16 protein-coding genes and 1 tRNA gene are annotated in these 24,633 nt (G+C 73.4%); 10 read left to right on the top strand and 7 right to left on the bottom strand.

Annotation, left to right across the window (positions count from 1 at the left end; all coding sequences use genetic code 11):
• Nucleotides 1-17: 17 nt before the first annotated feature.
• Nucleotides 18-4,481, top strand: a complete 4,464-nt coding sequence (locus K304_RS30890; RefSeq protein ID WP_486591783.1) for an aminotransferase class I/II-fold pyridoxal phosphate-dependent enzyme — start codon at nt 18-20, stop codon at nt 4,479-4,481.
• On the top strand, nt 4,478-5,293 hold the full coding sequence (locus tag K304_RS0123415) for a methyltransferase (protein WP_078529576.1): 816 nt from the start codon (nt 4,478-4,480) through the stop codon (nt 5,291-5,293). Before K304_RS30890 ends, K304_RS0123415 begins: the two co-directional genes overlap by 4 nt.
• Nucleotides 5,294-5,320: 27 nt before the next feature.
• On the opposite strand, the gene K304_RS30885 is transcribed toward K304_RS0123415, so the two are convergent.
• Nucleotides 5,321-6,346 carry a GNAT family N-acetyltransferase gene (locus K304_RS30885; protein WP_051308750.1) on the bottom strand — a complete coding sequence of 342 codons (1,026 nt, stop codon included), beginning with the start codon at nt 6,344-6,346 and terminating at the stop codon, nt 5,321-5,323.
• Nucleotides 6,347-6,834: 488 nt separating this feature from the next.
• Between K304_RS30885 and K304_RS30880 the strand changes: the two genes are divergently transcribed.
• Nucleotides 6,835-8,679: a glycoside hydrolase family 15 protein gene (locus K304_RS30880; protein ID WP_037791520.1), complete on the top strand. Its 1,845-nt coding sequence runs from the start codon at nt 6,835-6,837 to the stop codon at nt 8,677-8,679.
• A gap of 86 nt (nt 8,680-8,765) precedes the next feature.
• Nucleotides 8,766-9,230, top strand: coding sequence for a hypothetical protein (locus K304_RS31875; RefSeq protein WP_051308749.1), 465 nt, complete (start codon nt 8,766-8,768; stop codon nt 9,228-9,230).
• Between the two features lie 48 nt (nt 9,231-9,278).
• Here the strand turns inward: K304_RS31875 and K304_RS0123395 are convergent, their stop codons facing one another.
• Entirely contained in the window at nt 9,279-10,013 is a 735-nt protein-coding gene (locus K304_RS0123395) for a TetR/AcrR family transcriptional regulator (RefSeq protein WP_027765695.1), read from the bottom strand.
• Nucleotides 10,014-10,106: 93 nt separating this feature from the next.
• Between K304_RS0123395 and K304_RS30870 the strand changes: the two genes are divergently transcribed.
• Complete coding sequence (locus tag K304_RS30870; RefSeq protein WP_051308748.1) at nt 10,107-10,934, top strand: glycosyltransferase family 2 protein; 828 nt, start codon at nt 10,107-10,109, stop codon at nt 10,932-10,934.
• A 7-nt stretch (nt 10,935-10,941) separates the two neighbouring features.
• A complete protein-coding gene (locus K304_RS0123385) occupies nt 10,942-12,315 on the top strand; it encodes a GH39 family glycosyl hydrolase (protein ID WP_106965654.1) in 1,374 nt (457 codons plus the stop codon).
• A gap of 49 nt (nt 12,316-12,364) precedes the next feature.
• Here K304_RS0123385 and K304_RS33765 read toward each other — a convergent pair whose 3' ends face one another.
• The 4 genes from K304_RS33765 to K304_RS0123365 form a co-directional block, all read right to left on the bottom strand.
• Nucleotides 12,365-16,864, bottom strand: coding sequence for a polysaccharide deacetylase family protein (locus tag K304_RS33765; protein ID WP_486591782.1), 4,500 nt, complete (start codon nt 16,862-16,864; stop codon nt 12,365-12,367).
• Nucleotides 16,861-17,856: a glycosyltransferase family 2 protein gene (locus K304_RS0123375; RefSeq protein ID WP_027765693.1), complete on the bottom strand. Its 996-nt coding sequence runs from the start codon at nt 17,854-17,856 to the stop codon at nt 16,861-16,863. Before K304_RS0123375 ends, K304_RS33765 begins: the two co-directional genes overlap by 4 nt.
• Nucleotides 17,857-18,029: 173 nt before the next feature.
• Nucleotides 18,030-19,157 (bottom strand): GNAT family N-acetyltransferase, encoded by a 1,128-nt coding sequence (locus K304_RS0123370; RefSeq protein WP_027765692.1) that lies wholly within the window; start codon nt 19,155-19,157, stop codon nt 18,030-18,032.
• A gap of 214 nt (nt 19,158-19,371) precedes the next feature.
• Nucleotides 19,372-19,448: transfer RNA gene (locus K304_RS0123365), tRNA-Thr, on the bottom strand.
• A 191-nt stretch (nt 19,449-19,639) separates the two neighbouring features.
• Between K304_RS0123365 and K304_RS0123360 the strand changes: the two genes are divergently transcribed.
• The 4 genes from K304_RS0123360 (at nt 19,640) to K304_RS31870 (ending at nt 22,776) form a co-directional block, all read left to right on the top strand.
• The gene (locus tag K304_RS0123360) at nt 19,640-20,758 is read left to right on the top strand and encodes a sn-glycerol-3-phosphate ABC transporter ATP-binding protein UgpC (RefSeq protein ID WP_027765691.1); all 1,119 of its coding nucleotides are present in this window, start codon (nt 19,640-19,642) and stop codon (nt 20,756-20,758) included.
• A 158-nt stretch (nt 20,759-20,916) separates the two neighbouring features.
• Complete coding sequence (locus K304_RS0123355) at nt 20,917-21,396, top strand: hypothetical protein (RefSeq protein WP_486591781.1); 480 nt, start codon at nt 20,917-20,919, stop codon at nt 21,394-21,396.
• A gap of 206 nt (nt 21,397-21,602) precedes the next feature.
• The gene (locus tag K304_RS0123350) at nt 21,603-22,355 is read left to right on the top strand and encodes a nucleotidyltransferase family protein (RefSeq protein WP_051308747.1); all 753 of its coding nucleotides are present in this window, start codon (nt 21,603-21,605) and stop codon (nt 22,353-22,355) included.
• 139 nt (nt 22,356-22,494) lie between these two features.
• Nucleotides 22,495-22,776, top strand: coding sequence for an antitoxin (locus K304_RS31870; RefSeq protein WP_051308746.1), 282 nt, complete (start codon nt 22,495-22,497; stop codon nt 22,774-22,776).
• A 109-nt stretch (nt 22,777-22,885) separates the two neighbouring features.
• Here the strand turns inward: K304_RS31870 and K304_RS0123340 are convergent, their stop codons facing one another.
• On the bottom strand, nt 22,886-24,541 hold the full coding sequence (locus K304_RS0123340; RefSeq protein WP_027765688.1) for a DoxX family protein: 1,656 nt from the start codon (nt 24,539-24,541) through the stop codon (nt 22,886-22,888).
• Between the last annotated feature and the right edge of the window lie 92 nt (nt 24,542-24,633).

The following is a 24,633-nucleotide window of genomic DNA, read 5'->3' as shown; positions in this document are numbered from 1 at the left end:
CCAAGGGGGCGGTTTCCTTGATCGGGACACCGCGGACGGGCGCCCTGATGGCCGGGCTCGTGCTGCTGGCCGTCCCGCTCACGGTCGCCTACCTGCTCTTCCCCGCCCGCCACACCAGCCTGTGGGCCGCCATCGGGCTGCTCGGGGTCGCCGCGATGCTGGTCGGCGTCCGCCGCAACCGGCCCGCCCCCGCCTGGCCGTGGTGGATCCTGGCGGCCGCCTCGCTCGCCTTCACCGCGGGCGACACCACCTACAACCTGCTGGAGAACCTCTTCAACCAGCCCAACCCGTTCCCCTCCCCCGCCGACGTTTTCTACCTGCTCACCTACCCCCTTTACGCCGTCGGGCTGTACGCGTTCACCCGGTACCGCAGGCCGGGGCGGGACCTGGCCAACCTCCTCGACGCGCTGATCCTCACGCTCGCCCTCGCGCTCTTCTCCTGGCGCTTCCTCATCGACCCTCTCGCCAGCGCCGAGGACACGCCCTTCCTCGACAAAATGATCTCCATCGCCTACCCGCTGGGCGACGTGCTGGTCCTGGCGCTGCTGCTGCGGCTGCTCGTGCCCGGCGGCGCCCGGTCCCGGGCGGTACAACTGCTGGTGCTGGGCTCACTGGGCCTGCTGGTCTCCGACGTGCTGTACGGCTACCTGCAGCTCCAGGGCACCTGGCAGGTCGGCTCGCCCATGGACCTGGGCTGGGTGGCCTTCTTCCTCGCCTGGGGCCTGGCCGCGCTGCACCCGTCCATGGTCGAACTGACCGAACCCATGCCGCCCCCCACCCCCGGCATCCCCCGCCGCCGCCTCGCGCTGCTGGGCGCCGCCTGCCTGGTCGCCCCGGGGATGCTGGCGTACGAGGCCAGCGCCGGCCGCCCCCTGGACGCCGCGGTGCTCGCCGCGTTCGCCGGCGTGATGTTCCTGCTGGTGCTGGCGCGGCTGGGCGGCGTCATGGCCGACCACCGGCGCGCCGTCGGCCGGGAGCGCGGCCTGCGCGTCGCGGCCGGCTCGCTGGTCTCGGCGATCAGCCCGCGGGAGGTGGCGGCCTGCGTGGACGTCGCCGCCACCGCCCTCTTCGGCCGCGGGGTCCGGCACGCCACGCTGCTGCTGGTGTCCGACCCGGAGGGCTGTCTCCAGGCCATGCCCACCACGGGGCGCCCCTGGGTCCGGCAGGTCGAGGAACACCCCGAGGAGCCGGGGGGCCGTCTCTCCGCACTCGCCTCCGGCAAGCGCCTCGTCTCCGTCGAGGCGCTGGGGCCCGCCCTCGCCGCCGACCTGGGGGAGTCGGAGAAGGTGCTGCTCTGCCCGCTCACCGCCGAGGGGCCGCGCGGCCGCCCGTTGCTGGGCATGCTCCTCGTCGCCGGCTCCGAGCGCAGGCTTCTCGGCCTGTGGGGCGCCCTGGAGAGCCTGTCCGCGCAGGTCGCGCTCGCCCTCGAACGGGTGGGCCTGAGCCGGGAGATCGGCCGCCGCAACAGCGAGGCGTACTTCCGCACCCTGGTGCACAACACCTCGGACGTGATCCTCATCGTCAACGACGACGACACCGTGCGCTACGCCAGCCCGTCCGCGGACGGCATGTTCGGCAGCACCCGTCTCCCGGGAACGCCCGTCGACCGGCTCCTCCACCCCGACGACCGGGCGGCCGTGCTGGAACGCCTGGCCCGCATCCGGGCGGGCGGCAGCGGCGACACCCGCGGCGACTGGCGCGTGGTGCGGGAGGACGGGGATCCTCTCGACGTCGAGGTGCGCTGCTCCAACCTGCGCCACGAGAACACGGTGAACGCCCTGGTCCTGACCCTGCGCGACGTCACCGAGCAGCGGAAGCTCGAACGGGAGCTGACCCACCGCGCGTTCCACGACCCGCTGACCGGGCTGCCCAACCGCGTCCTGCTGCTGGAACGCATCGAGCGTGCGCTGCTGCGCGGGCGCCGGGACGCCACCCTCACCGGCGTGCTCTTCATCGACCTGGACGACTTCAAGGTCGTCAACGACACCATGGGCCACTCGCTGGGCGACGAGCTGCTGACGGCCGTGGCCCGCCGGCTCACCTCCACGGTGCGCCGCAGCGACACCGCGGCCCGGCTGGGCGGCGACGAGTTCGCCGTGCTCATCGAGGGCTCCAAGCGGCCCGAGGACACGGAGCGGCTGGCCGGGCAGGTCGTGCAGGCCCTGTCCCAACCGTTCCGGCTCACCAGCGGGACGGTCAACGCGTCCGCGTCCGTGGGCATCGCCACCTCCGAGGACAGCGCGGACAGCGAGGAGTTGCTCGGCCACGCCGACCTGGCCCTGTACGCGGCGAAGACCACGGGCAAGCGGCAGTGGCGGCACTACCGCCGCGAGCTGCACTCGGGGCTGCGGGAGCGGCACGAACTCCAGGCCGGGCTGGACAGCGCCATCGCCAAGGAGGCGTTCGCGCTGCGCTACCAGCCCATCGTGCAGATCTCCTCCGGCGACCTGGTCGGCTTCGAGGCTCTCGTCCGGTGGCCGCACGAGCGGCGCGGCCTGGTGGCGCCGGACGAGTTCATCACCCTGGCGGAGGAGACCGGCCACATCATGCCGCTGGGCGCCTGGGTGCTGGCGCGGGCGGCGTCGGACGTGGCCCGCTGGCAGCAGGTACGCCCCCGCGCCGAGCCGCTGTACGTCAACGTCAACGTCTCCGCACGGCAGTTCCGCGACGAGGCGTTCCTCGGGCAGGTGCGCCAGGTGCTGGACACCTCGGGGCTGGCGCCGCGTTCGCTGATCCTGGAGCTGACCGAGAGCGCCTTCATGCGCCGCGACGACCAGGTCCGCACCACGATGTCGACGCTCAAGGACCTCGGCGTGTCCATCGCCATCGACGACTTCGGCACCGGCTTCTCCTCGCTCAGCTACCTGCGGGACTTCCCCATCGACATGCTCAAGGTCGACAAGTCCTTCATCGACCACCTCACCACCGATGCCCAGCAGGTCGCACTCGTCGAGGGCATCGTGCGGATCGCGGACGTGCTCGGCCTCCAGGTCGTCGCCGAGGGCATCGAGGAGCGCGGCCAGCGCGACCTGCTGGCCGCGATGGGCTGCCACTTCGGCCAGGGCTACCTGTACGCCCACCCGATGACCTCGCAGGAGGGCGAACGGCTGCTCCTCGACGGCGCGCAGCACCGCCCGCAGGCCCCGAGCACCACCGCCCGGCACACCCAGCAGCGGCCCGAGGGGTGGGCGATCCGCCGCGACCCGCGCTGGGGCGACCTGTCGAAGCTGTGGCACTCCAGCCGCATGGTCGACGCGGTGATCGACGAGGTGGACGGACGCCGCATCCGCTGCGGGAACCACTGGCTGACCGACTTCGCGTCCTGCAACTACCTCGGCTTCGACCTCGACCCCGAGATCATCGAGGCCATCGGGCCGCAGGTGAGGCGGTGGGGCACCCACCCGAGCTGGTCCCGGCTGATCGGCAACCCGAACCTCTACCCGCGCATCGAGGAGCGCCTCGCCGGCCTGCTCGGCGCCCCGGACGCCCTGGTGCTGCCGACCATCAGCCTGATCCACCAGTCGGTGATTCCCGTTCTCGCGGGCGAGGGGCATGTGTTCGTGGAGGCCAAGGCGCACCGCACGGTCTACGACGGGTGCGTGGTGGCGCGGGGCCACGGAGCGAGCGTGCAGCGCTTCCACGCCGACCGGCCCGACCAGCTCGACGCCCTGCTGCACGCCGTGCCCGCCGGCTCGTCCCGGCTGGTCTGCCTGGACGGCGTCAACAGCATGACGGGCAACTGCCCCGACCTGGGCGCCCTTGTCCGCGTCTGCCGGGAGCACGGCGCGCTGCTGTACGTCGACGACGCGCACGGCTTCGGCGTGATCGGTGAGCGCCGGCCGGACGAGACCTCGCCGTACGGGTGCCGGGGCAACAGCATCATCCGGCACATCGGGGAGAGCTACGAGGGGATCGTGCTGGTCGGCGGGTTCTCCAAGGCGTACTCGTCGCTGCTGGCGTTCCTCGCCCTGCCGACCTGGCTCAAGGAGCACCTGAAGGTGGCCGCCGCGCCCTACCTGTACTCCGGCCCGTCGCCGACCGCCTCGCTCGCGACCGTACTGGCCGGGATGGACGTCAACGACCGCCGGGGCGACGCGCTGCGCGGCGACCTCCACCGGCGGACGGCGGCGGTCCTGCACCACCTGAGGGAGCTGGACGTCGGCACGCCGAACACCGACGGGCTGCCCATCATCGAGATCCCGCTCGGGGACGCGGCCGACCTGGACGAGGTGAGCGGCTTCCTGTGGGACCGCGGCGTCTACGTGACGCTCGCCGCGTACCCGTTGGTGCCGCGGGACCAGGTGGGTTTCCGGGTGCAGGTCACCGCGAGCAACACCGACGAGCAGATCGAGGAGCTCAAGGCGACGCTGACCGACCTCGCCCGCCGCTTCCCGCTGCGTCCCGCGGACGACGCGGGCGGGGCGGGCGGGGCGGGCGGGGGGCCCCGCGCGGCGGCCGGGGGTACGGGGAGGCGACGGTGACCACCCACCCGGCACACGGCCCGGCACACGGCCCGGCGCGCGACCGCCGCCCGGCCGGAGTCGCGCCGGCCGGGGTGCCGTCGCCGTGGCGCAACGCCGAGGCGGACTGGGACCGTTGGCCGGTCGGCGACTACCTGGCGGAGAACTACCGCGAGATCCACGACGCCGACGCGGCGGTCCTCCGCCACCACGCGGCCGTGTACCGCAGCATCCCGCCGGGCAGCGTCGCGCTCTCCCTGGAGCTGGGCTGCGGACCGAACCTGTATCCGCTGATGCAGGCCGCCGCGGTCAGCCGGCGCATCGACGCGCTGGAACCCGGCGCGGCCGCGCGCGCCTACCTGGCCCGGCAGCTGGCGGGCCTGCAGGACTCCAGCTGGCAGGAGTTCTACGCGCTGTGCCGCAGCCTCGATCCCGCCCTGCCCGGCACGCTGACCGAGGCACTGTCGCGCGTGCGGCTTGTGCCGGGCCGCGCCACCGCCGTACGCGCCGGCGCGTACGGTCTGGCGTCGATGCACTTCGTCGCGGAGAGCGTCACCGAGGACGGGGACGAGTTCGCCGCGCTGTGCCGCGCCTTCGTCCACGCGGTGTGCCCGGGCGGGCAGTTGCTGGCGGCGTTCATGGAGAACATGCCGACCTACCGGATCGGCGTCGACTCGCGATGGCCGGCGTTCCCGGCCGACGCCGACACCGTGCGCGCGGTGTTCGCGCCGCTCACCGAGGACCTGCGGCTGACCCGCGTCGGCAAGGACGCCGGCCTTCCCGACTACGGCGACACCGGCATGCTGCTGCTGCACGCCCGGCGCGCCCGTTGAGGACACCGGGCCGGCACGCACGGTCCCTCATCGCCACGCTCCCAGCCGGGCCCGCACGGCGCGGACCGCGTCGGCGTGCTTCGCGCGCAGCCCGGCGAACCGCGTGCCGCGTTCCACCCGGCCCTCCCCCAGCAGCACGTCCGCCGACTTCACCTGCTCCTCGTGTCCCTCGCCGCAGCCGCGGCCCAGCTCGATGCGGTCGATGCCGCGACCCGCCGCCCCCTCGGCGAGCATCAGGTACATCAGCAGCCCCGGCGAGTACCCGGCGAACGCCGTGTCATAGGCGGGGAATCGGTTCACCAGCACCCGTCGGGAGCGCAGCCCGAAGGTGCACGCGATCAGCCGACCGTTCGCGTACAGGGCCGACACCAGGCCGGAGCAGCCCTCGGCCCGGGTGTCGTGGAGGTCGGACACCAGCGCGCGGACCGCCGGCCGGGCGAAGGGGTCGGGCCTGCTGACGGTCCGGCACCGTGCGGAATGCCAGCGCATCAACGTGTCCAGCACGTCGGGTGCGCGTTCGTCGAACACGAAGCGCAGGTCGCCCGCCTCGCGTGCCAACCGGCTCTCGCGGGCCCGCAGTTCGCGCAGCTCGCCGGGCGCGCGCCGCCACAGCAGGTCGGTGTAGGCGGCGTAGCCGTCGTCGACGCGGATCACCGGACTGGGCACCTGCCGCACCGTGCTCGTCACGAACGGCCCCTGGCCGCCCGTCAGATGGTCGTACTCCCACGCCTGGAGGCGGCAGCCGCGCAGCAGCGTCCCGGGGTCGAGGACCAGGCCGGAGGCGTGGACGAGCCCCTGGCAGCGGGAGACGCCCGCGCCGATCGGCCGCCCCAGCCCCGCGGCGCGGCGTTCGAAGGGGAAGAACGCCACCGGCCCCCGGCGCCCGTCGGTGAGCACCGCCACCCGTGCCGACCGGCGCACCCGGCCCACCGCGACGGCGAACTCCGGTGCCAGATAGGGGTTGGCGAGCTGCGGTTCGCTGCGCTGCATGGTCTGCCACGACGCCTGCGCGGCGGAGCCGAGCTCTGCGGGCCGGACCACTTCGATGTTCACGCCGCACCGCCCCGCAGCGCTCGAGCCGGGCCGCGACGGACGCGGGCGTGGAGATCGTCCGCCCCGTCCGATCGGTTGGACCCGTCCGCCCCGTCCGTACGCCTGCTGCGCCCGCGGGCCGTGCCCGGCGCACGGCGGCCACGGCGACGGCGGGCTCGCGAGGAGGTCGACCGGACGGCGGCGGGACGAGCGGGAGGGCGCCGTACGAACCGGTCCGAGGCCCGGCGGGCGGGATGCCCGCGCACGCGGTGCGGGCTCGCACGCCCCGCGTCGGGTGGCGAACGGCGCCCCGCGGCAGGCCAGTCGGTGGCGCGTCGCAGCGGGTGCGGCGCGCAGGTCTCGCGCATGGACTGCGCCGACGAGGACGGCACGGAATCTCCCGAGCGTTGCTGATTGCTGAGGCGAACGCTCCCCGTACTTCCAGGTGTACTGCCGGCCACGGGCGCCGTCAACTCGCCGCCGAAGATCACGCGCGTAGAATGACAGGTGTGCCCGGATTGATCGAGGACTACGCCCTCGTCGGAGATCTGGAGACCGCGGCCCTCGTCGGCAGGGACGGGTCGGTGGACTGGCTGTGCGCCCCGCGTTTCGACTCCCCGGCCTGCTTCGCCGCCCTGCTGGGCGGGCAGGAGAACGGACACTGGCGGCTCGCCCCGGCAGGCGCCGGGCGCTGCAACCGCAGGTCCTACCGCGGTGACACGCTGGTACTGGAATCGGTGTGGGAGACCGTCTCCGGCACCGTCCGGCTGACCGACTTCATGCCGCCGCGGATGCGAAGCCCGTACCTGGTGCGGGTGGTGGAGGGCGTTTCCGGGCGGGTCGCGATGCACGGCGAGCTGCGGCCGCGCTTCCACTACGGGCGCATCGTGCCGTGGATGCTGCCCGGCAACGGCACGGGCCGACAGGCGCGCGCGGCCTCCGCGGTGGCGACGGCCCCCGGGATGACCGCGTTCGCCGGCCCGGACGCGCTGCGGCTGACGGGTGAGCCGCCGCCCGAGGTGGACGTGGCGGAGGGCTGCGCCCGGATGGATTTCACGGTCTCCGCGGGCGAGCGGCGCGCCGTCGTCCTCAGCTGGAGCCCGTCCTACGACCCGGTGCCCGCGGACCTCGACACCCGCGCCGCGCTGGCCGCCACCCTGGGCTTCTGGGAGACCTGGTCGCGGCAGTGCTGCTACCGGGGCCCCTGGCGGGAGGCCGTCGTCCGCTCCGTGATCACGCTCAAGGCACTCACGTACGCGCCGACCGGCGGCATGCTGGCCGCCGCGACCACCTCGCTCCCGGAGGACGTCGGCGGGGAGCGCAACTGGGACCACCGGTACTGCTGGCTGCGCGACTCCACGTCCACGATGTCCTGCCTGCTGCGCAGCGGTTTCCGGGACGAGGCCGTCGCCTGGAAGGACTGGCTGGTCCGCGCAGTGGCCGGCGACCCGGCCGATCTGCAGTCGCTCTACGGCGTCGCGGGCCAGCGCAAGATCGGGGAGGGCCCGGCGGACTGGCTGGGCGGCTACGAGGGCTCGGCGCCGGTGCGCATCGGCAACCACGCGGTTCAGCAGCTTCAACTGGACGTCTACGGCGAGGTGCTGAACACCTTCTACTCGGCGCTGCGGGCGGGCGTGCCGATCGAGCGCCACGCCTGGAGCCTGCTCGCGTCCTTCATGGACTACCTGCAGAAGCACTGGCGGGACGCGGACGAGGGGCCGTGGGAGGTCCGTGGGCCGCGGCGGCACTTCGTCCATTCCAAGGTGATGTCCTGGGTGGCCGCGGACCGGGCGCTGCGGATGGCGCGGGCCGCCGGACTGCGGCCTATGGCCTCCCGGTGGCGGGCGATGCGGCAGGAGATCCACGACGAGGTGTGCCGGCTCGGCTGGGACGCGGGGCAGGGCACGTTCGTGCAGTACTACGGCGCGCCCTCGGTGGACGCGACGGCGCTGCTCATCCCCCGTCTCGGTTTCCTCCCCGCGCGGGACCGGCGGGTGCTGGCCACCCTCGACGCGATCCGCGACCGTCTGGGCCATCAGGGCTTCCTGCACCGGTACGCGCCGGTCTCCGGCTCCGCACGGCACGCGGTGGACGGCCTGCACGGCGGAGAAGGAGCCTTCCTCGCCTGTTCGCTCTGGTACGCGGACGCCCTCGTGGCCGCGGGCCGGCGTGCGGAGGCCCGGGCGGTGTTCGAGGACGTGCTCTCCGTCCGCAGCGACCTCGGTCTGCTGTCGGAGCAGTGGGACCCGGTCGACGGGCGCCAACTCGGCAACGCACCGCAGGCCTTCAGCCACGTGGCGCTGGTCAACACCGCGTTCACCCTGTACGGCACCCGGTCCGGCCCGCGCCGCTGAACCCGTCCCGCAGGGCGTGCAACCCTCGTGCCCCGCCAGGCGTCACTTCTTCGCAAGGCCCCCGCCCCCTCTCCTCCGGAGTGCCCGTGAACCCCGAGCCGGCCACGAAGTCGAGCACGCCGCAGCGGATCGGCGTGGGCCTCTGCTCCGTCCTGGTACTCGTGGGCGCCGCAGCCGTGGCGCACGACGCCCGCACCGTTCCGGCACCCGCGCCCTCGGGCAAGCCCTCGCACAAGGCCTCCGAGCCGGAGTCGAAGCCCGGACCGCCCGTGTTCCGCGCCGGTGACGGCCGCCCGCAGCCGTCCCCCTCGCTCACCGAGACGGCGGTGCTTCCGGGCCTCGTCGGCCAGAACCTCGACGGGGCACGGGAGGCCGCACGGGCCGCCGGCTTCTCCACGCCGACCTCGTACGACGCCTCGGGGGAGGGCCGGCGGCAGATCTCCGGCCGGCACTGGAAGGTCTGCGCCCAGACGCCCCTCCCGGGCACGCACCCGACGCACATCGCCGTCGACCTCGCCACGGCCAGGGTCTCCGAGCCCTGCCCCGGCTGACCGCGCCACCGGCCCCCGCCGGGGCCACCGGATTCACGACCCCTCGGATCACCGGCGCGGCCGTGGGGGCACCAGCCTGTCCAGCAGGGCGTCGAGCCCGGCGGCCAGCCCCTCCACGCCCCCCTGCTCGGCGAGCACGGGCGCGCTGTCCCGCAGCCGCGGCAGTTCGTTGACCGGCATCCGGTGCAGGCCCAGCCGGAACGCCGGGTCGGTCTCCTCCGGGTTGTCCACCATGGCGCGGAGCTCGACGAAGAGGTAGCCGAGAACCCAGCCGTTGTAGGCCCGGAACACCGCGGCGGCGGCGTCCTCGTCGAGACCGCCCCGGTCCAGCAGCACCAGCACCCGCTCCTGCTGCTTGAGGACGGGAAGGGGCCGGCGTGCCAGCGGCACCGCGAGCATGCGGGTCGCCAGCAGCGGGACGACGTGCGGGTGGGCGAGTGCCACCTCGTACGTCGCCCGCGACACGCGGTGCAGCTCCGTGCGCCAGCCCGCCGCTTCGGTCCCGGCGTCCAGCCGCTCCTGGAGCTCGGTGTACAGCGCTTCCACCAGGCCGTCCAGGAGCGCGTCCTTGCCCTCCGCGTACCGGTAGACGGCCATGGCCTCGACGTCCAGCTCCGCCCCCAGCCTCCGCATGCTCAGCGCGGAGAGCCCTTCCCGGTCGACCAGCTCCAGCCCGACGGCCAGCACCCGCTCCCGGCTCAGGCGCCCGGTCCGGTTGCGTGGCCGGGCCCGGCGCTCCGGACCGTTGCGTCCCCGGCCACCGCCGTCGGCCTGCGTCGGCATCGTCGCTCCCTCGAAGGGCTTGACTTGAATGTCTGATTTACCCTAGAAAGTACATATACGGTGTAAACATACACGATCTGGGACGGGAACACCATGAACGCCACCCCGCACTCGACGGCCGGAACACCGCCGGCGCACGCGGCGCCGCCCGCGCACCCCGCACGTCGGGCCACCGACAACACCCCGCACCCGATGCGGCGGGCGGAGGACGCCCCTCCCGCCCGGCCGACCGTCAGCGTGGTCGTTCCGGCCCGCAACGAGGCCCGCAACATCCCGTGGGTCTTCGAGCAGATCCCCGACTGCGTCGACGAGGTCATCCTGGTCGACGGCGACTCCAGCGACGCCACCGTGCTCATGGCGACGCAGTGCCTCCCCGCGGTCCGCTTCATCCCCCAGTGCGGGCCCGGCAAGGGCAACGCGCTGCGGACCGGCTTCCTGGCGGCCACCGGCGACCACGTCGTGATGATCGACGCCGACGGCAGCATGTCCCCCGCGGAGATACCCCACTTCCTGCACTTCCTCGAGAACGGCTACGACTTCGTCAAGGGATCCCGCTTCATGGCGGGAGGCGGCTCCCTCGACATCACCCGCTTCCGCCGGCTCGGCAACCAGGTGCTCCTCGGGGCCGTCAACCATCTCTACGGCACCAAGCTGACCGACCTCTGCTACGGGTTCTGCGCCTTCCGTCGCAGCTTCCTCGAACAACTGGACCTGCATGCGGCGGGGTTCGAGATCGAGGCCGAGATGATCGTGCACGCACTGCGCTCCGGGCTGCGCATCGCCGAGGTGCCGAGCCTGGAGCTGCCCCGCCGCAGCGGGCGATCGAATCTGCACGCCGTCTCGGACGGACGCCGCGTGCTCCGCACGCTGCTCGCGGAACGCCCCGGCGCCCGCCCCCGGACCGCCCCCGCCGACGACTGACACCGCGATGACCGACGCGCCCCGGGAGCCTCCCCGTCAGGCGGTGAGCGCCGCTCTGCGACGGGCGGCGGCTCACCTCACCGGGGGCACGGCGGTCCTCACGGCGACGGCCGTGCTCCTGGCGGGCTGCAGCACGCCGTCGGACTCCGGCTCGCGCGAGGCGGGCTGGGAGAGGGGCGGCCCTCCTCCCGCGACGGACACGGGCCCGGGATGGGGCTTCACCCACACCCAGCGCAGCGCCGACGGCGACGCCCCCGCGGAGCGGGAGGCGATCGTCGACGAGCCGTCCGCGCAGCCGCTCCCGCAGGTGCAGGCCATCATGGGCTGGGGCGCGGGCAATCCGGAACCGTCGCCCGGAGACTACGACTTCGACAGTCTCGACAGCCGCATCTCCCTGATCCGCGGGACCGGCGGCACACCGGTCATCACCCTGTGCTGCGCACCGGACTGGATGAAGGGCGGCGAGGCCGGAAGGACCGACTGGTCGCGGATCGAGGAGGCGCCGTCCCCCGAGCACTACGACGACTTCGCCGCGCTGTCCGCCAGGATCGCCGAACGGTACCCGGACGTCCGGCACTTCGTCGTCTGGAACGAGCTCAAGGGCTTCTGGAACCAGGACGAGGGCCGCTGGGACTACGAGGGCTACACGCGCCTCTACAACGCCGTCCACAAGGCCGTGAAGAAGGTCGACCGGCGGAACCTGGTGGGCGGGCCCTACCTGGGCATGGACAGCGTGCCGCCGGGGCAGTCGCACCACGCGTCCGCGGTGCGGGGCCCCTGGGGCTCGCTCGACCAGCGCGTGGTGGACGCGCTGGACTACTGGCTCGCCCACCGCGCGGGCGCCGACTTCCTGGCCGTCGACGGCTCCAGCGCGGCCCGGGACGACTCGCTGAGCCCGGACCGGTTCGCGGCCACCGAGAAGTTCTCCGACGTCGGCCGCTGGCTGCACGAGCGCAGCTCCCTGCCCCTGTGGTGGTCCGAGTGGTACGTCACGCCGTCGGACGCCGGCTGGCGGGAGGACGAGCACACCGCCGTCCAGGCCACCGCGATGATGGAGATCGCCCGGGGCGATCCCGCCGCCGCGTTCTACTGGAACCCCCAGAAGGCCGGAGGCCGCTGCACCGGCTGCCTGTGGCAGAACGGCCCGGCGCCCGCCGACGAGGTCGCCCGGCCCGTGCTGGAGCTGCTGCGCGGCTTCGCCGCCGCGTTCCCGCCGGGTACCGAGTTCGCCACGCTCTGGGCCGACGACGCGCGGGTGCGGGTCCTCGGCGACGCCGGCACCGTGCTCGCCGTCAACACCTCGGGCCGTTCGCTGCGGGCCGAGGTGGACGGGGAGCCCGTCGACTTCGGCCCGTACGAGGTGACCTGGCTGCAGCGGTGACCCCATCCGCCCGGCCCGCCCCGCGGAGGGGGTCAATCCGCGGACGGGGTCAACTCAGCGTGAGGAAGCGGTTGACGATCGCGACCACCAGGAGGCCCACGAGCGGCAGCGCCGCCACCAGGGACACCCGCATCGCGCGCAGCCGTCGCCGGTCCGGCACCAGCACCCGCACGAACTCCCGGGTCGTCAGCAGGACCAGCAGCAGCGCGGCCACCACCCCGCCGAGGACCGACCAGGCCGTCCAGGTCACGTTCAGGCCGGTGTTGCCGACCTGCGGCTGGTCCGCCGGCTCGGTGTAGGGATCGGCCAGCCGGTACACGGCCGCGTCCCGTCGGTCGACGACCTCGGTGACGTCCGCGCGCCGGTCGAGCGCGGCGGTCGCCCGGTCGTACCAGTTCTCCGGGTAACCCGCCGTGAGCTCCAGGTACTTCGCGGAGCCGCGGGTGAGCACCAGGTAGGAGTTCGGCCCCGCGTCCTCCAGCCCCTGCACCAGCGGACCCGCCTTCTCCGGGTCGCGCGGCGAGACGACCGGCTTGTAGACGGTCTTCTCCATGTCCCGGGTCACCCGCCAGGGGAGATTCGGCGACAGGACGGAGGGCGGGTCGGTGTCGAGCCACAGCGCACGGGCGGTCGGGGAATCGTGGCGGGTCAGGTGGTCCATCGCCGCCACCTCGCTGGGGCGGACCCGTTCGTAGGACTCGTTGCCCCAGCGGGCGACGAGGAAGCCGCCCATGAGGACCAGGCCCGCCATCAGCGCGGCGAGCGGACCCAGCCACGGCCGCCTGCGGTACGAGAGGCGCGGGAAGAACGCCAGACCCGCCAGGACGGCGGCGGCGGGCAGCATGAACATGAAGACGCGCAGGGCGATCTCGCCGCCGTAGGACTGCAGCCAGACGCCCATGAACGGCATCACGAAGAGGATGACGAGCGCCCGGTCGCTGATCCCGCGCCTGCGCCGGCGCAGCCAGCCGTACGCGGCCAGCGCCATCACGCTCGCGGCCAGGAGCACCCGGCAGTAGAGCACCATCGAGTGCAGGCTGCTGCCGCCTTCGATGCGGCCCGAGGTGCTGGAGGTGATGTTCCCGCCGAGCGAGCCGAAACTGCTGAACAGCGGGTGCCCCGACCAGTACGGCTCGACGAAGAACCCGGTCCACGTCGCCACGATCACCAGGCACAGCAGCGGAAGCCCGCGGAGCCGGGAACGCTTCCACAGCACCAGCCCGGTCACCGCGGCGAGCATGATGAACGGGGTGAGCGGGTGACTGACCGTGGTGAAGGCGAACAGCCCGATGAGGAGCGCCAGCAGCAGCGCCGACCGGGTGCCCCGGGCACGCCGTGGCCGCGCCTCACCGGGGACCCGCGCGCCCGCCTTCCGTGCGTCCGGCGGCGAGGAGCGGAACCAGAGCAGCAGCACCGCCACGAACACCAGGTACGCGAGGAAGCCCACCGACTGCGGCGAGAAGTAGTCCTGCCCGACCCAGCCGCACAGCACGAACACCCAGGCCGCGCACCACTTGGCCCGCCAGGTCGCGCGCACGGCGCGGAGCAGCAGGAACACCGGGACGAGGTAGAGCAGGTTGATCGCGACCGGCCACCACTGCATCAGCGGGGTGAGGTCGGAGATGCCGCCGACCCGGGTGAGCAGGGCGACGCCGACGAAGAAGCCGGGCCAGGTGAAGCGGCCGTCCATCTCGGGTGCCACGCTGCCGGTCCGCTCGACGTACTCCACGAACCCGGCGTGCTCCCAGGCGGTGGAGAAGCGGGGGAAGGCCTCGATCACCGCCGGCACCGCGTGCAGCGACACCACCGTCGCGAGCAGCACACCCAGGAGGAGACCGCGGTGCTGCGTGCGCAACCACAGCCCCCAGCAGAAGGTGACCACCAGCAGGAACGCGCCGAGCAGTGTGGTGCGCGGCAGGACGGACACCAGGCCGAGGCCGTTCATCGCGTCCAGCGAGGCGTCGGTCATCCCGCGCAGCGGCAACCAGTACAGGGCCAGCGCCGCACCCAGCATCGCCCAGCCGAAGGCCACCGGCCACACCCACCGACGGCGGCGCACGCGACCGGCGGCGGCCCGTGGCGCGCCGGAGGGCGGGCGCGCGGGCGCGGGCGGCGACGCGGGCGGCGATACGGGCGCGGGCGCGGCGGAGGCCGCCGGCGCGCCCGGGGACCCACCCGGCGGTGCCGCGGTCTTGGTCAGCGACACACGCCCGGAGCCGGGCCCCGCCGGAGGCACCGGCGTCGGACGGGGGCGCAGCAGCCGTGCCAGGCCGACGCAGGCGACGGCGGCGATGAGGGTCTGGCTGGCCAGCTGCGCGTAGCCCGCTCCCGTGATGCCGAAGGACCCCAGCAGGGCCACCGTCGAGCCGAGCAGCAGCACGCAGAGCGAGCCCTGCAGCAGCGCCACCCGGGAGGTCCGGTTCTGCACGCGGAGCACCGCGAAGTACACCTCGAACAGGACCCGGGTCAGGGTGGCCACCGCCATGAGCCGGAGCAGCATCGTGGCGTGGTCGGCGTACTCGGCGCCGAAGACCCGCAGGATCTGCGGCGCGAAGAGCACCGTGAGCACACTGATCGGCACCATGATCAGGGCCATCTTGCGGAGCGAGGCCCGGCAGAGCGCCGCGAGCCGGGACGGGGCGTGCGCCCCCTCCACGGTCAGGGAGGCGCCCATGTTGATCGCGAGGAGGTCGATCGAGGAGCCGATGACCGCGGCGAGGTAGAAGTAGGCGTTCAGTTCGGAGCTGATCTGCGTGGCCACGACGACGGGCAGCAGGTAGATCACGGCCAGCGAGAACAGGGATCCGGTGCAGTCGCCGGCCAGGAAGCGCCCGATCTGCCGGGGCGCGGGGAGCACGGCCTTCCTGGTGGCGCTGACGTGACGGGGTATGAGCCGCCGGAAGACCAGCCAGGTCAGCGGAACGACCGACAGGGCGATCGCCGCGGCCCAGGAGACGAAGACCCCGGCGATGGGGAACACCGAGGCGAGTGCCACGACGAGCACCATCTTCGCGACGAGGAAGACCGTGTTGCCGACAGGCACCCACACCGCGCTGCGCAGCCCGGTCAGCACGCCGTCCTGGAGGGTCAGCAGTGCCCAGAGGATCACCGAGGCCAGGAAGGCGAGGGCGGGCAGCCCTCCGTCCACCAGGCGATAGGTCGGCCCCCAGAAGCCGAGGGTGATGACGAAGATCGTGGCCGCGGCCGCGACGATCAGCGCGCTGACCAGATACGTACCGAGGACCAGCCTGGGGGTGCGGTGGCCCGCGACCGGGATGAAGCGCTGCAGTGCGCCGGGAAGGGTCAGCGCGGTGAGTCCGGCGAGGAACTTCATCGCCGCGATCAGCGCCGAGCCCTGGCCCACCGCGCTGTCCGAGTAGTAGCGGGCGGCAAGCACCCAGAAGGCGATCCCCAGCACCCCGGAGAGGGCGGTGTTGAGCATCAGCGCGTAGGCGTTGCGGAACAGCGGAGTGCCGGTGCCGCCGCCCGCCTTCCCGGACTTTCCGCCGGCGGGCGGCGGCGCGGGAGGTGACGGGGGCTCGGAGGTCCCGGCCGCCTCCGAGGGGGTGGCCGCCTCGGGAGGTTCGGGAGGTGAGGGAGGTTCGAGAGCTGCGGGAGCTGCAGTCGGGGCCGGCGTCGGCGCCGGCGTCGGCGCCGACGTCGGGACCGTAGCGCGCGTCCGGGGGGCGTCGCCGACTGCCGGGGGTGCTGTGGCCCACCACGAGATCACGTTCCCCGGCCCGGGATGGCACAGCTTGCGGGCTGCGCGCTGGGACACCCGGCCGATCGCGAAGCTGTGCGTCAGCAGCCTGTCGAGGACGAAGTTCGGGCCGACCAGCCGGTCTTCGACGAGGGCCTCGAACTCCTCGATGCCGGTGGAGCGGCGCACCGTCAGGCGACGCAGCGCGTACGGGCACTGGGTGGGCCGGGCCATCGCGTTCCCCACCGAGAGCCCGACGGCGTACCCGGCCTCCCCGACCGCACGCCGGACCCGTGCGCTGGAGTAGCCGTAGGGGTACGCGAAGGAGACGGGGCGACGGCCCAGTTGCTCTCCGAGGAGCTGCCGGCTGTGGAGCAGTTCGAACCACAACCGGTCGTCGGGAAGCTGGTCCAGCTGGGGGTGGCGGTGGGTGTGGGCGCCGATCTCCACGCCCGCGTCGGAGAGTTCGTGCACCTGCTGCCAGTCGAGCATGCCGCACGGTGCGCTGTCCGCGGCTTCACCCCCGCGCAGCCAGCCCGTGGTCACGAAGACCGTGGCGGGGAAGCCGTGCCGGCTCAGCACGGGGAGCGCGTGCCGGTGCACGCCCTCGTAGCCGTCGTCGAAGGTGATGAGCACCGGCCGGGCCGGCAGGGAGCCCGCGTCCCGCCACGCGGCCGACAGCTGCCGGGTGGTGAGGGGGGAGAACCCCTGGCCGGTCAGCAGCTCCATCTGCTCGGCGAAGGCCGCCGGAGACACCGACAGGCGGTAGGCGGACCGGTCCGGGCGGTCGGCTATCGCGTGGTACATCAGGATCGGCACGGCCGGGCGGGCCGTCGGGGTCGCGGTCATGGCGGCCCGCACCCCAGACCGGCCGGTACGGCGAACACCGTGCCGCTCCGGCGTGCCCGCAGGGCGCCGAGCACGTACCCGGCGGCGGCGGTGACGGCGCCGGCGACGATCGCCCCGGCGCGTCCCGCGGCGCCCCGGCGTCCGCGCAGCGCGTCCCGCACCCCCGCCAGCACCCCGGCGGGCAGTACGCGGGTGACGTAGCGGCGTTCCGTCTCCAGCCCCGCCGTCGCTCCCACGCTTCGGCTGACCAGCGCCTTCGACAGTCCCTCCGCGTGACAGCGGGAGGCGAAGTAGCGGAAGCGCTCCCGGTCGGCCGGGACCTTGTGATGGATCACGGCGCGGTCGTCGAGCAGGACCAGCGCGTCGGGAAGCGTGTGCTGCAGCCGGATGCACAGTTCGGTCTCCTCGCACCCCAGCGGCCGGCTGCCGTGGTCGCGTCCGATGCCGACGGCGAAGCCGCCGACCTGGTCGAAGACCGCCCGGCGGAAGGCGGCGTTGCCGCCGAGGACGTTGCGCACCACGGCGCGGCCCTGCGGCTGCCCCTGGTACGAGCCGCCCACCACCCAGTCGAATTCGTACGGGAACCAGGCGGGCCGCCGGCCCGACGCCCAGGCGGGAACGGTCCGGCCGCCGACCGCCCGCACCCGCGGGTCGTCGAACGCGGCGGCGAAGTGGCGGAGCCAGTCGCGTTCGGCCACCGCGTCGTCGTCGAGAAAGGCGACGAGGGTGCCGGTGGCCGCCGCGAGCCCCGTGTTGCGGCCCGCGGACAGGCCCTGGGGCCCGGCGTTGGCGAGCACGGTGACCGTGCCGGGCGGCGCAGGAGCGTAGTGGGCGGCGAGCCGCCGGAGCAGTGCGGGATTGTGGTCGACGACGAGCAGCGTCTGATGGGCCGGAAGGGTCTGTGCGCGGACCGAGGCCACCGCGGCGAGGATGTCCGACCAGCGCTTCTCGGTGTAGACGCAGATGACCACGGAGATCGTCTCAGGACTCAAGGGGTCCTCCCTGAAACTGAGGCCGCAGCCGGGCTGCGCGCGGAGAACGTCGTACGTTTACAACGTATGCCCGGATTGCGTGGAATGTCCATAGCGATCGGGAGGGCGCCCTCAGCGGTCGGCGGCGACCGGTGGCGACGGAACCTGCGGGGACGGGCGACCGGGCGGAAGGATCACGCGCCGCTGCCGGAGCGCAGCCGCCCCAGCCGCCTGAGCAGCCTGTCCGCGGGGCGGCGCAGCTCGGGACGGCCGAGCACGGTCCGCCGCAGCGCGCGCAGGGGACCGCGCCGCGCCTGGTGGGCGAACGCGACGGGGTGCGGCCGCCTCACCCAGCCCTCGCCGACCCGCAGCTCACGGGTCTTGAGCGCGTCCTTGTACCACATCTCACCCCGGCCCAGGTCGAGATACGCCTGCCCGGAGGCCGCCGCGTGTTCGGCCATCTTCAGGTGCAGCAGCATGCCCGGCGAGAGGTTCGAGTAGTCCGTGTCGTACGCCGGGAACCAGCAGCTGATCACCTGCTGCGACCGCAGCCCGAAGTGCGCGGCGATCGGCCGCCCGCCCGCGTACAGCACGGACAGCAGCCCGGCGCACTCCGGCTCGCGCGCGCCGAAGAGCTGCTCCACGAGCCCCAGCAGCTCCGGCTGCGCGAAGCGGTCGCTGCGGCCGGTCCTGCGGTACTGCGCCGACTTCCACCGCATCAGCGTGCGGAGCAGGTCCGGGTCGCGCTCGTCGTGCACGTAGCGCAGCTCGCCCACCTCACGCTCCAGCTTGCGCTCACGCCGGCGCAGATCGCGTACGAGCTTCGGCGAACGGCTGCGCAGCCCTTCGAGATACCGCTCGTAGCCGTCCCCGACGTCGATCACCGGCGACGGGTACCACCGGGCGGCCGACGCCCCGAACGGCCGCTGCACCTCGGCGAGATGGTCGAACTCCCAGATGGCCAGCCCGCAGGCGCGCAGCAGTTCGTGCGGATCGGCCCGGAAGTCCCCCTCGTGCACCATGCCCTGGCAGTCGGACACCCCGAGGCCGACGGCCGTCCCCACGCCCAGGGGGCTGCGGTGGAACGGGAAGAACGCGGCGGCCCTACCGCCGTCCGCCGCACCGGCCCCCTCGTGCCGGTCACGCACCACGGCCACCTGCACGCCGCCGAAGCAGTCACCGGCCGCGGCCGTGAAACCGTAGGAGAGGAAGGGGTTCGCGAGCGCGTCGTTGCCCGACTCCCAGGCCCGCGCCTGCAATCCGGCCCAGGCCGCCCGGTCCGCCGCACTCAGCTCGCCGGGGGCGTGCACGGTGACATCCACGTGGTCCCCACCTTCCCGCGGTGCGGCCTGCAGGGGAATCGACCGTGGGGTGACCCCTTTTGTCACCGTAATACCGAATTCCCCGCCCCGCAGACCGGAGCAGGCTCCCGCCCTCGCGCGGCCCCGGCCGGACGGTCGTGCCGCAGGGAACCGTCGGCCGATGTCAGCCGGGGATGTCAGAGGCCCCTGCGATTCCGCAGGGGCCTCTGTGAGCTGGAGCCGCCTGTCGGATTCGAACCGACGACCTTCTGTTTACAAGACAGATGCTCTAACCAGCTGAGCTAAGGCGGCGTGCCGGGTGGCGTCCGGGGTGCAGTGTACCTGCCCGCATCGGGGTGACGACGTGGAGTTTCGACCGGCCGGGACTACTGACAAGCAGGTGGGCGACGAGTTAACGTCTCGGAAACCTCCCTGCCGGGAGGACAATCCCCCTTTACTACGGATCGTCCGGCACGTACCTGCCGGTGAAGGAGTACACAGGCATGGCCACGGTCACCTATGACAGCGCCACCCGGATCTACCCCGGTGGCGACAAGCCCGCCGTCGACAAGCTCGACATCGACATCGAGGACGGCGAGTTCCTCGTCCTCGTCGGCCCCTCCGGCTGCGGAAAGTCCACCTCGCTCCGGATGCTCGCCGGGCTCGAGGACGTCAACGAGGGCGCCATCCGCATCGGTGACCGTGACGTCACCCACCTGCCGCCGAAGGACCGGGACATCGCGATGGTGTTCCAGAACTACGCGCTCTACCCGCACATGACCGTCGCCGACAACATGGGCTTCGCCCTGAAGATCGCCGGCGTGCCGAAGTCGGAGATCCGGCAGAAGGTCGAGGACGCGGCGAAGATCCTCGACCTCACGGAGTACCTGGGCCGCAAGCCGAAGGCGCTCTCCGGCGGTCAGCGGCAGCGTGTCGCGATGGGGCGCGCCATCGTGCGTGAGCCGCAGGTGTTCCTCATGGACGAGCCGCTGTCGAACCTCGACGCCAAGCTCCGCGTCCAGACCCGTACGCAGATCGCCAGCCTGCAGCGTCGCCTGGGCATCACCACCGTGTACGTCACCCACGACCAGGTCGAGGCCATGACGATGGGCGACCGGGTGGCCGTGCTGAAGGACGGCCTGCTGCAGCAGGTCGACTCGCCGCGCCACATGTACGACAAGCCGGCCAACCTGTTCGTCGCGGGCTTCATCGGCTCGCCGGCGATGAACCTGGTCGAGGTGCCGATCACCGACGGCGGGGTGAAGTTCGGCAACAGCGTGGTGTCCGTGGAGCGCGAGGCCCTGTCCTCGGCCACCGCCAAGGGCGACACCACGGTGACGGTCGGCTGCCGCCCCGAGCACTTCGACCTGGTGAACGGCGACGGCGGCGGCCTGAAGAAGGACGAGCACGCCGGCCTGGCCGTGTCCGTGGACGTCGTCGAGGAACTCGGCGCGGACGGCTACGTGTACGGCAACGCCGAGATCGGCGGCAAGGAGAAGGAGCTGGTGATCCGCGTCTCCGGCCGCGAGGTCCCGGAGAAGGGCTCCACCATCCACGTCGTGCCGCGCGCGGGCGAGACCCACGTGTTCTCGACCTCGACCGGCGAGCGCCTCAGCGACTGACGGCGCCGAGGGCGCGGGGCGGCGACACGCCGTACGCACCCTCTCGGACGACGGGCCGTGCCTCCGGAACTCCCGGGGGCACGGCCCTTTTTCACCGGTTTCGGGCGGTGCGCGTCAACACGATGACACGACTTCGAAGTTTTTCTTCCCTCGACAGAGTGACGGAATGTCGCTTCATCATCACTCCTCGCTACGATCGGTCCGTGACACACCACGCAGCGAACAAAGCAGCCCGCAGGATCGGCCGCTCCCTCGCACTCGTGCTGCCCGTCGTCCTGGTCATGTCCGGGACGCTCGCGGTGGCCCGCGTGCCCTGGGCGGCCGGCCCCTCCGAATCCCAGCTCCTGACGGCCTCGGCGGAGAAGTCGTCGACGCGCCAGGGGGCTCCGGCGGCGCCGGAGGACGTGCTTCAGGAGCGCCTGATCACCGAACTCCAGGCGAAGGACCCGGGGGTCGCGCTCACCAGCCTCCAGCGGGAGGTGCAGCGCCGCCCGTCCCTCGCCGAGCACTGCACGTCCATCGCGAAGGCGCTCGGCCGGGCCGCGGTGAAGAAGTACGGCGCCGTGCACCGTGCGCAGGGCTTCTCCCGCCCGGTCTGCGACACCTCGTTCGCGACCGGCGTCGTGCAGATGCGCTAGCGCGACCACGCGGAAGCGCCCGAAGGCGCTCCGACGCGGCTGCGCGGTGGCTTGCGGAGGGCGCGCGTCCGAGGACGTGCGCCCTCCGCAAGCGCGTGCCCGCCCGCTCTCCCGCCGCCTCCCCCACCCGTGGCGGGTGACGGCCGGCCCCTGCGTCCGGCCCGGCGCCTCCGCGTCACGCCCGGCCCGCCCCATAGGGTGCCGTCATGACCAGTGACCGGACCGACGAGCCCGACGTCCCGCATGCCTCGCACCGCCCCAGCCAGGCGGTCGTCCTGGCAGGCGGCCAGGGCACGCGGCTGCGCCCGTACACGGACGACCGCCCGAAACCGATGGTGGAGATCCCCGGCACGGGCACGCCGATCATCGGGCACCAGCTGGCCTGGCTCGCCGCCGAGGGCGTGACGGACGCCGTGGTCTCCTGCGGCCACCTCGCCGAGGTGCTGGAGGGCTGGCTGGAGGCGGCCGAACTCCCGCTGCGGGTCAGCGTGGTGGTGGAGCACGAGCCGCTCGGCCGCGGCGGCGGCCTGCGCTACGCGGCCGCCTCCCTCCCCCGCCCCGACGAGCCCTGGTATGCCACCAACGGCGACATCTGGACCCGTTTCTCGCTGCGCGAGATGGCCGACTTCCACGCCGAACGGGACGCCACGGCCACGCTCGCGCTGGCCCGGCCGCGCATCCCCTGGGGCGCCGTGGAGACCAACGAGTTCGGGCACGTGCTGGACTTCATCGAGGCCCCTCCGTCGCCGTACCTGATCAACGCCGGCGTGTACGTGTTCTCCGCCGCGTTCACCGCCATGCTGCCCACGCGGGGCGACCACGAGCGGACCACCTTCCCCCGCCTCGCCCGGGAACGTGCCCTGGCCGGCTACCCGCTGCCGCACGGCGCCTACTGGCGGGCCATCGACACGGCGAAGGACCTCACCGAAGCGGCACGGGAACTCGCCGGGGAGGCATGAGAACGCCCCGGCCGGACAGCCGTCGGGTAGCGGCCGAGACGCCCACGGGCACGGCGCGCCCCGGACGCTCTCGGTGTGCGATCCGTACGGCGTCCGGCGATGCTTGGCCGTGGACGACGGCAGAGGAGTGTGGATCCAGATGTCCATGATGAACAAGATCAAGAGCATGCTGAAGGGCCACGAGAGCAAGGCCGCGAAGGGCATCGACGTGGCGGGCGACCTGATCGACCGCAAGACGCACGGCAAGTACCGGCGCCACGTGGACAAGGCCCAGAGCAGGCTCAAGCAGGAGCTCGGACGGCCCGGCACGCACGGAGGCCCGCACGGAGGGGCGCAGGGCGACACCCGCGGCGGACACGACCGTCCCGGCGGGCCCGGCGGGGACCCGTACGGTGACCAGGGCCGGCCGCCCGGGCACTGACGCCGCCCGTCCCCGGGGGACATACGGCGAACGGCCCGGCGGGGCATCCCGCCGGGCCGTTCGTACGTCGCGGCGCCGCCCGCCCGGGGGCGACCGGCGCCGCCGTGGCTCAGCCGAGCAGGCCGCCCAGCGCGCCGCCCCGCTCGGGCCCGTCACCCCCTGTCGTGCCGCCGCCCGTCGATCCGCCGGTGGCCGTGCCGCCGCCCGCGGAGCTGTCGTCGCCGGACGGGCCGGAACTGCCGGTCCCCGTGGTGGAGGGGGCGGCCGGCTGCTCCGGCGCCTGCGGCGCGGCGGGCTGTGCCGGTGCCTGCACGGTCTCCTGCTGGCTCGGGGCGCTCGGCGCCCCGCTGCGCCCGCTCGGCGTGCCCGCGCTGGAGGCGGACGGCCCCGGGGTGCGGTCGGTGCCCGGCGTGCGGACGCCGGTGCCGCCGTCCGGCCCGGTCTTCTTCTTCGGCTCCTGCGGCAGCGGCGAGCCGGGCAGGTGGTTGACCGGGGGCTGGCCGGGCTCGGAGACCCGTGGGGCGTCCGAGGTGCGGACCGCGCCGCCGAGGACCGCGCCGACCAGCAGCGCCAGACCGCAGACGAGCGTGGCGATGACCGCGCCGCGGCGCAGCACGCGGCGCCGCAGGTCCCAGATGTCCGCGCGCGGTCCGAGGGTGCGCCACGCCTCCCCCGCCAGGCGGCCGTCGAGTGAGTAGACCGGGGCGCCCGCGATCAGCAGCGGGCTCCAGGCGGCGAGGTAGATGATGTCCGGAGTGTCGTAGACGGGCACCGAACTCCAGCTCACGGTGACCAGCAGGGCGAGGGACAGCGCGGCGCCGATGCCGGCGGCGAATCGCTGCCAGAGCCCGAAGATGGTCAGCACACCCACCACGACCTGGAGGAACGCGACGGTGAGCCCCGCACCGACCGGGTGCGACACCGCGAAGTCGTGCAGCGGGGTGGCGATGGCCCACGGTTCGAGCGAGCGCAGCCAGGTCACCAACGAGCCGCGGGCGCCGCCGTCGAAGTAGACGGGGTCGCAGAGCTTGCCCATGCCGGCGTAGACCGAGATGAAGCCGAGGAAGATCCGCAGCGGGAGCAGGACCATCCCGAGGTTCATCCGGCGGCCGGGGTAGTACGCGTGCCGCACCGGGTCGTTGCGGCGCGGGCGGCGCACACCTTCGGCGTACGCCTCGCCGTCGTCGGCCGGGCCGTCCAGGTGACCCGTGTCGCCCGGGCCGCCGGGCAGATCGTCGTACGCGCCGCGCGCGGGCCGTACGCCTGCCAGCAGCGGCTGGGTGTGCTCCGAGGGGCCCGGTCCACGCGGGCCGACGACGGTCGGGGGCGCGTCGTCGAGGCGCGGGAGCGTCTGGGTGGCGGCGTTCGCCGCCTCGGGCGCCGCGGACGGACTCGGGAGCAGGCCGGTCGGGGGGACCCGTACGGCCTGGAGCAGCCGGGTGGCGCCGGTGTCCTCGGGGTTGGCGTGGCCGCTCCACACGAGAGGGGCCCGGCGTCGTCCGGCTCTGGGGGCGGCGGCGGAGGCGCCCGCCGCCGCGCCGAAGTCCACTCCGGCGCCCGCCGCACGGGCGGCGCGCAGCCGTGGGGCCTCGAGGGCCGCGCTGCGGGGTGCGGGGCCGGCGAGCAGCACCCGGAAGCTCACGTGGTTGACGATGACCTGCCCGGGGTCGGACGGGACCTTGACCGTGCTCAGCACGGGCTCGTCGTCGGTGAATCCGCGCGTTCCCCCGGTAGGTGTGCGGGGTGTTCTCGTGTCCACACTCATCTAACCGAGTGACGGACGGAGAAGACACTGCCTTGACCGCGCCGATCTGTCCGCGACCCGTCAAGCGACCAGATCACCACACGAAGCGATCG

This window comes from Streptomyces sp. CNS606 (assembly GCF_000426325.1).
The sequence above is the reverse complement of the archived record's forward strand: the minus strand, read 5'-3'. Positions and strand labels throughout refer to the sequence as shown.

What these genes read in the sequence shown, in the direction of transcription:
- K304_RS0123395 (WP_027765695.1), bottom strand. Translation starts at nt 10,013, where the DNA reads ATGCCGACGCAGGCCGACGGCGGTGGCCGGGGACGCAACGGTCCGGAG.
- K304_RS30870 (WP_051308748.1), top strand. Translation starts at nt 10,107, where the DNA reads ATGAACGCCACCCCGCACTCGACGGCCGGAACACCGCCGGCGCACGCG.
- K304_RS0123385 (WP_106965654.1), top strand. Translation starts at nt 10,942, where the DNA reads ATGACCGACGCGCCCCGGGAGCCTCCCCGTCAGGCGGTGAGCGCCGCT.
- K304_RS33765 (WP_486591782.1), bottom strand. Translation starts at nt 16,864, where the DNA reads ATGACCGCGACCCCGACGGCCCGCCCGGCCGTGCCGATCCTGATGTAC.
- K304_RS0123360 (WP_027765691.1), top strand. Translation starts at nt 19,640, where the DNA reads ATGGCCACGGTCACCTATGACAGCGCCACCCGGATCTACCCCGGTGGC.
- K304_RS0123350 (WP_051308747.1), top strand. Translation starts at nt 21,603, where the DNA reads ATGACCAGTGACCGGACCGACGAGCCCGACGTCCCGCATGCCTCGCAC.
- K304_RS31870 (WP_051308746.1), top strand. Translation starts at nt 22,495, where the DNA reads ATGTCCATGATGAACAAGATCAAGAGCATGCTGAAGGGCCACGAGAGC.
- K304_RS0123340 (WP_027765688.1), bottom strand. Translation starts at nt 24,541, where the DNA reads ATGAGTGTGGACACGAGAACACCCCGCACACCTACCGGGGGAACGCGC.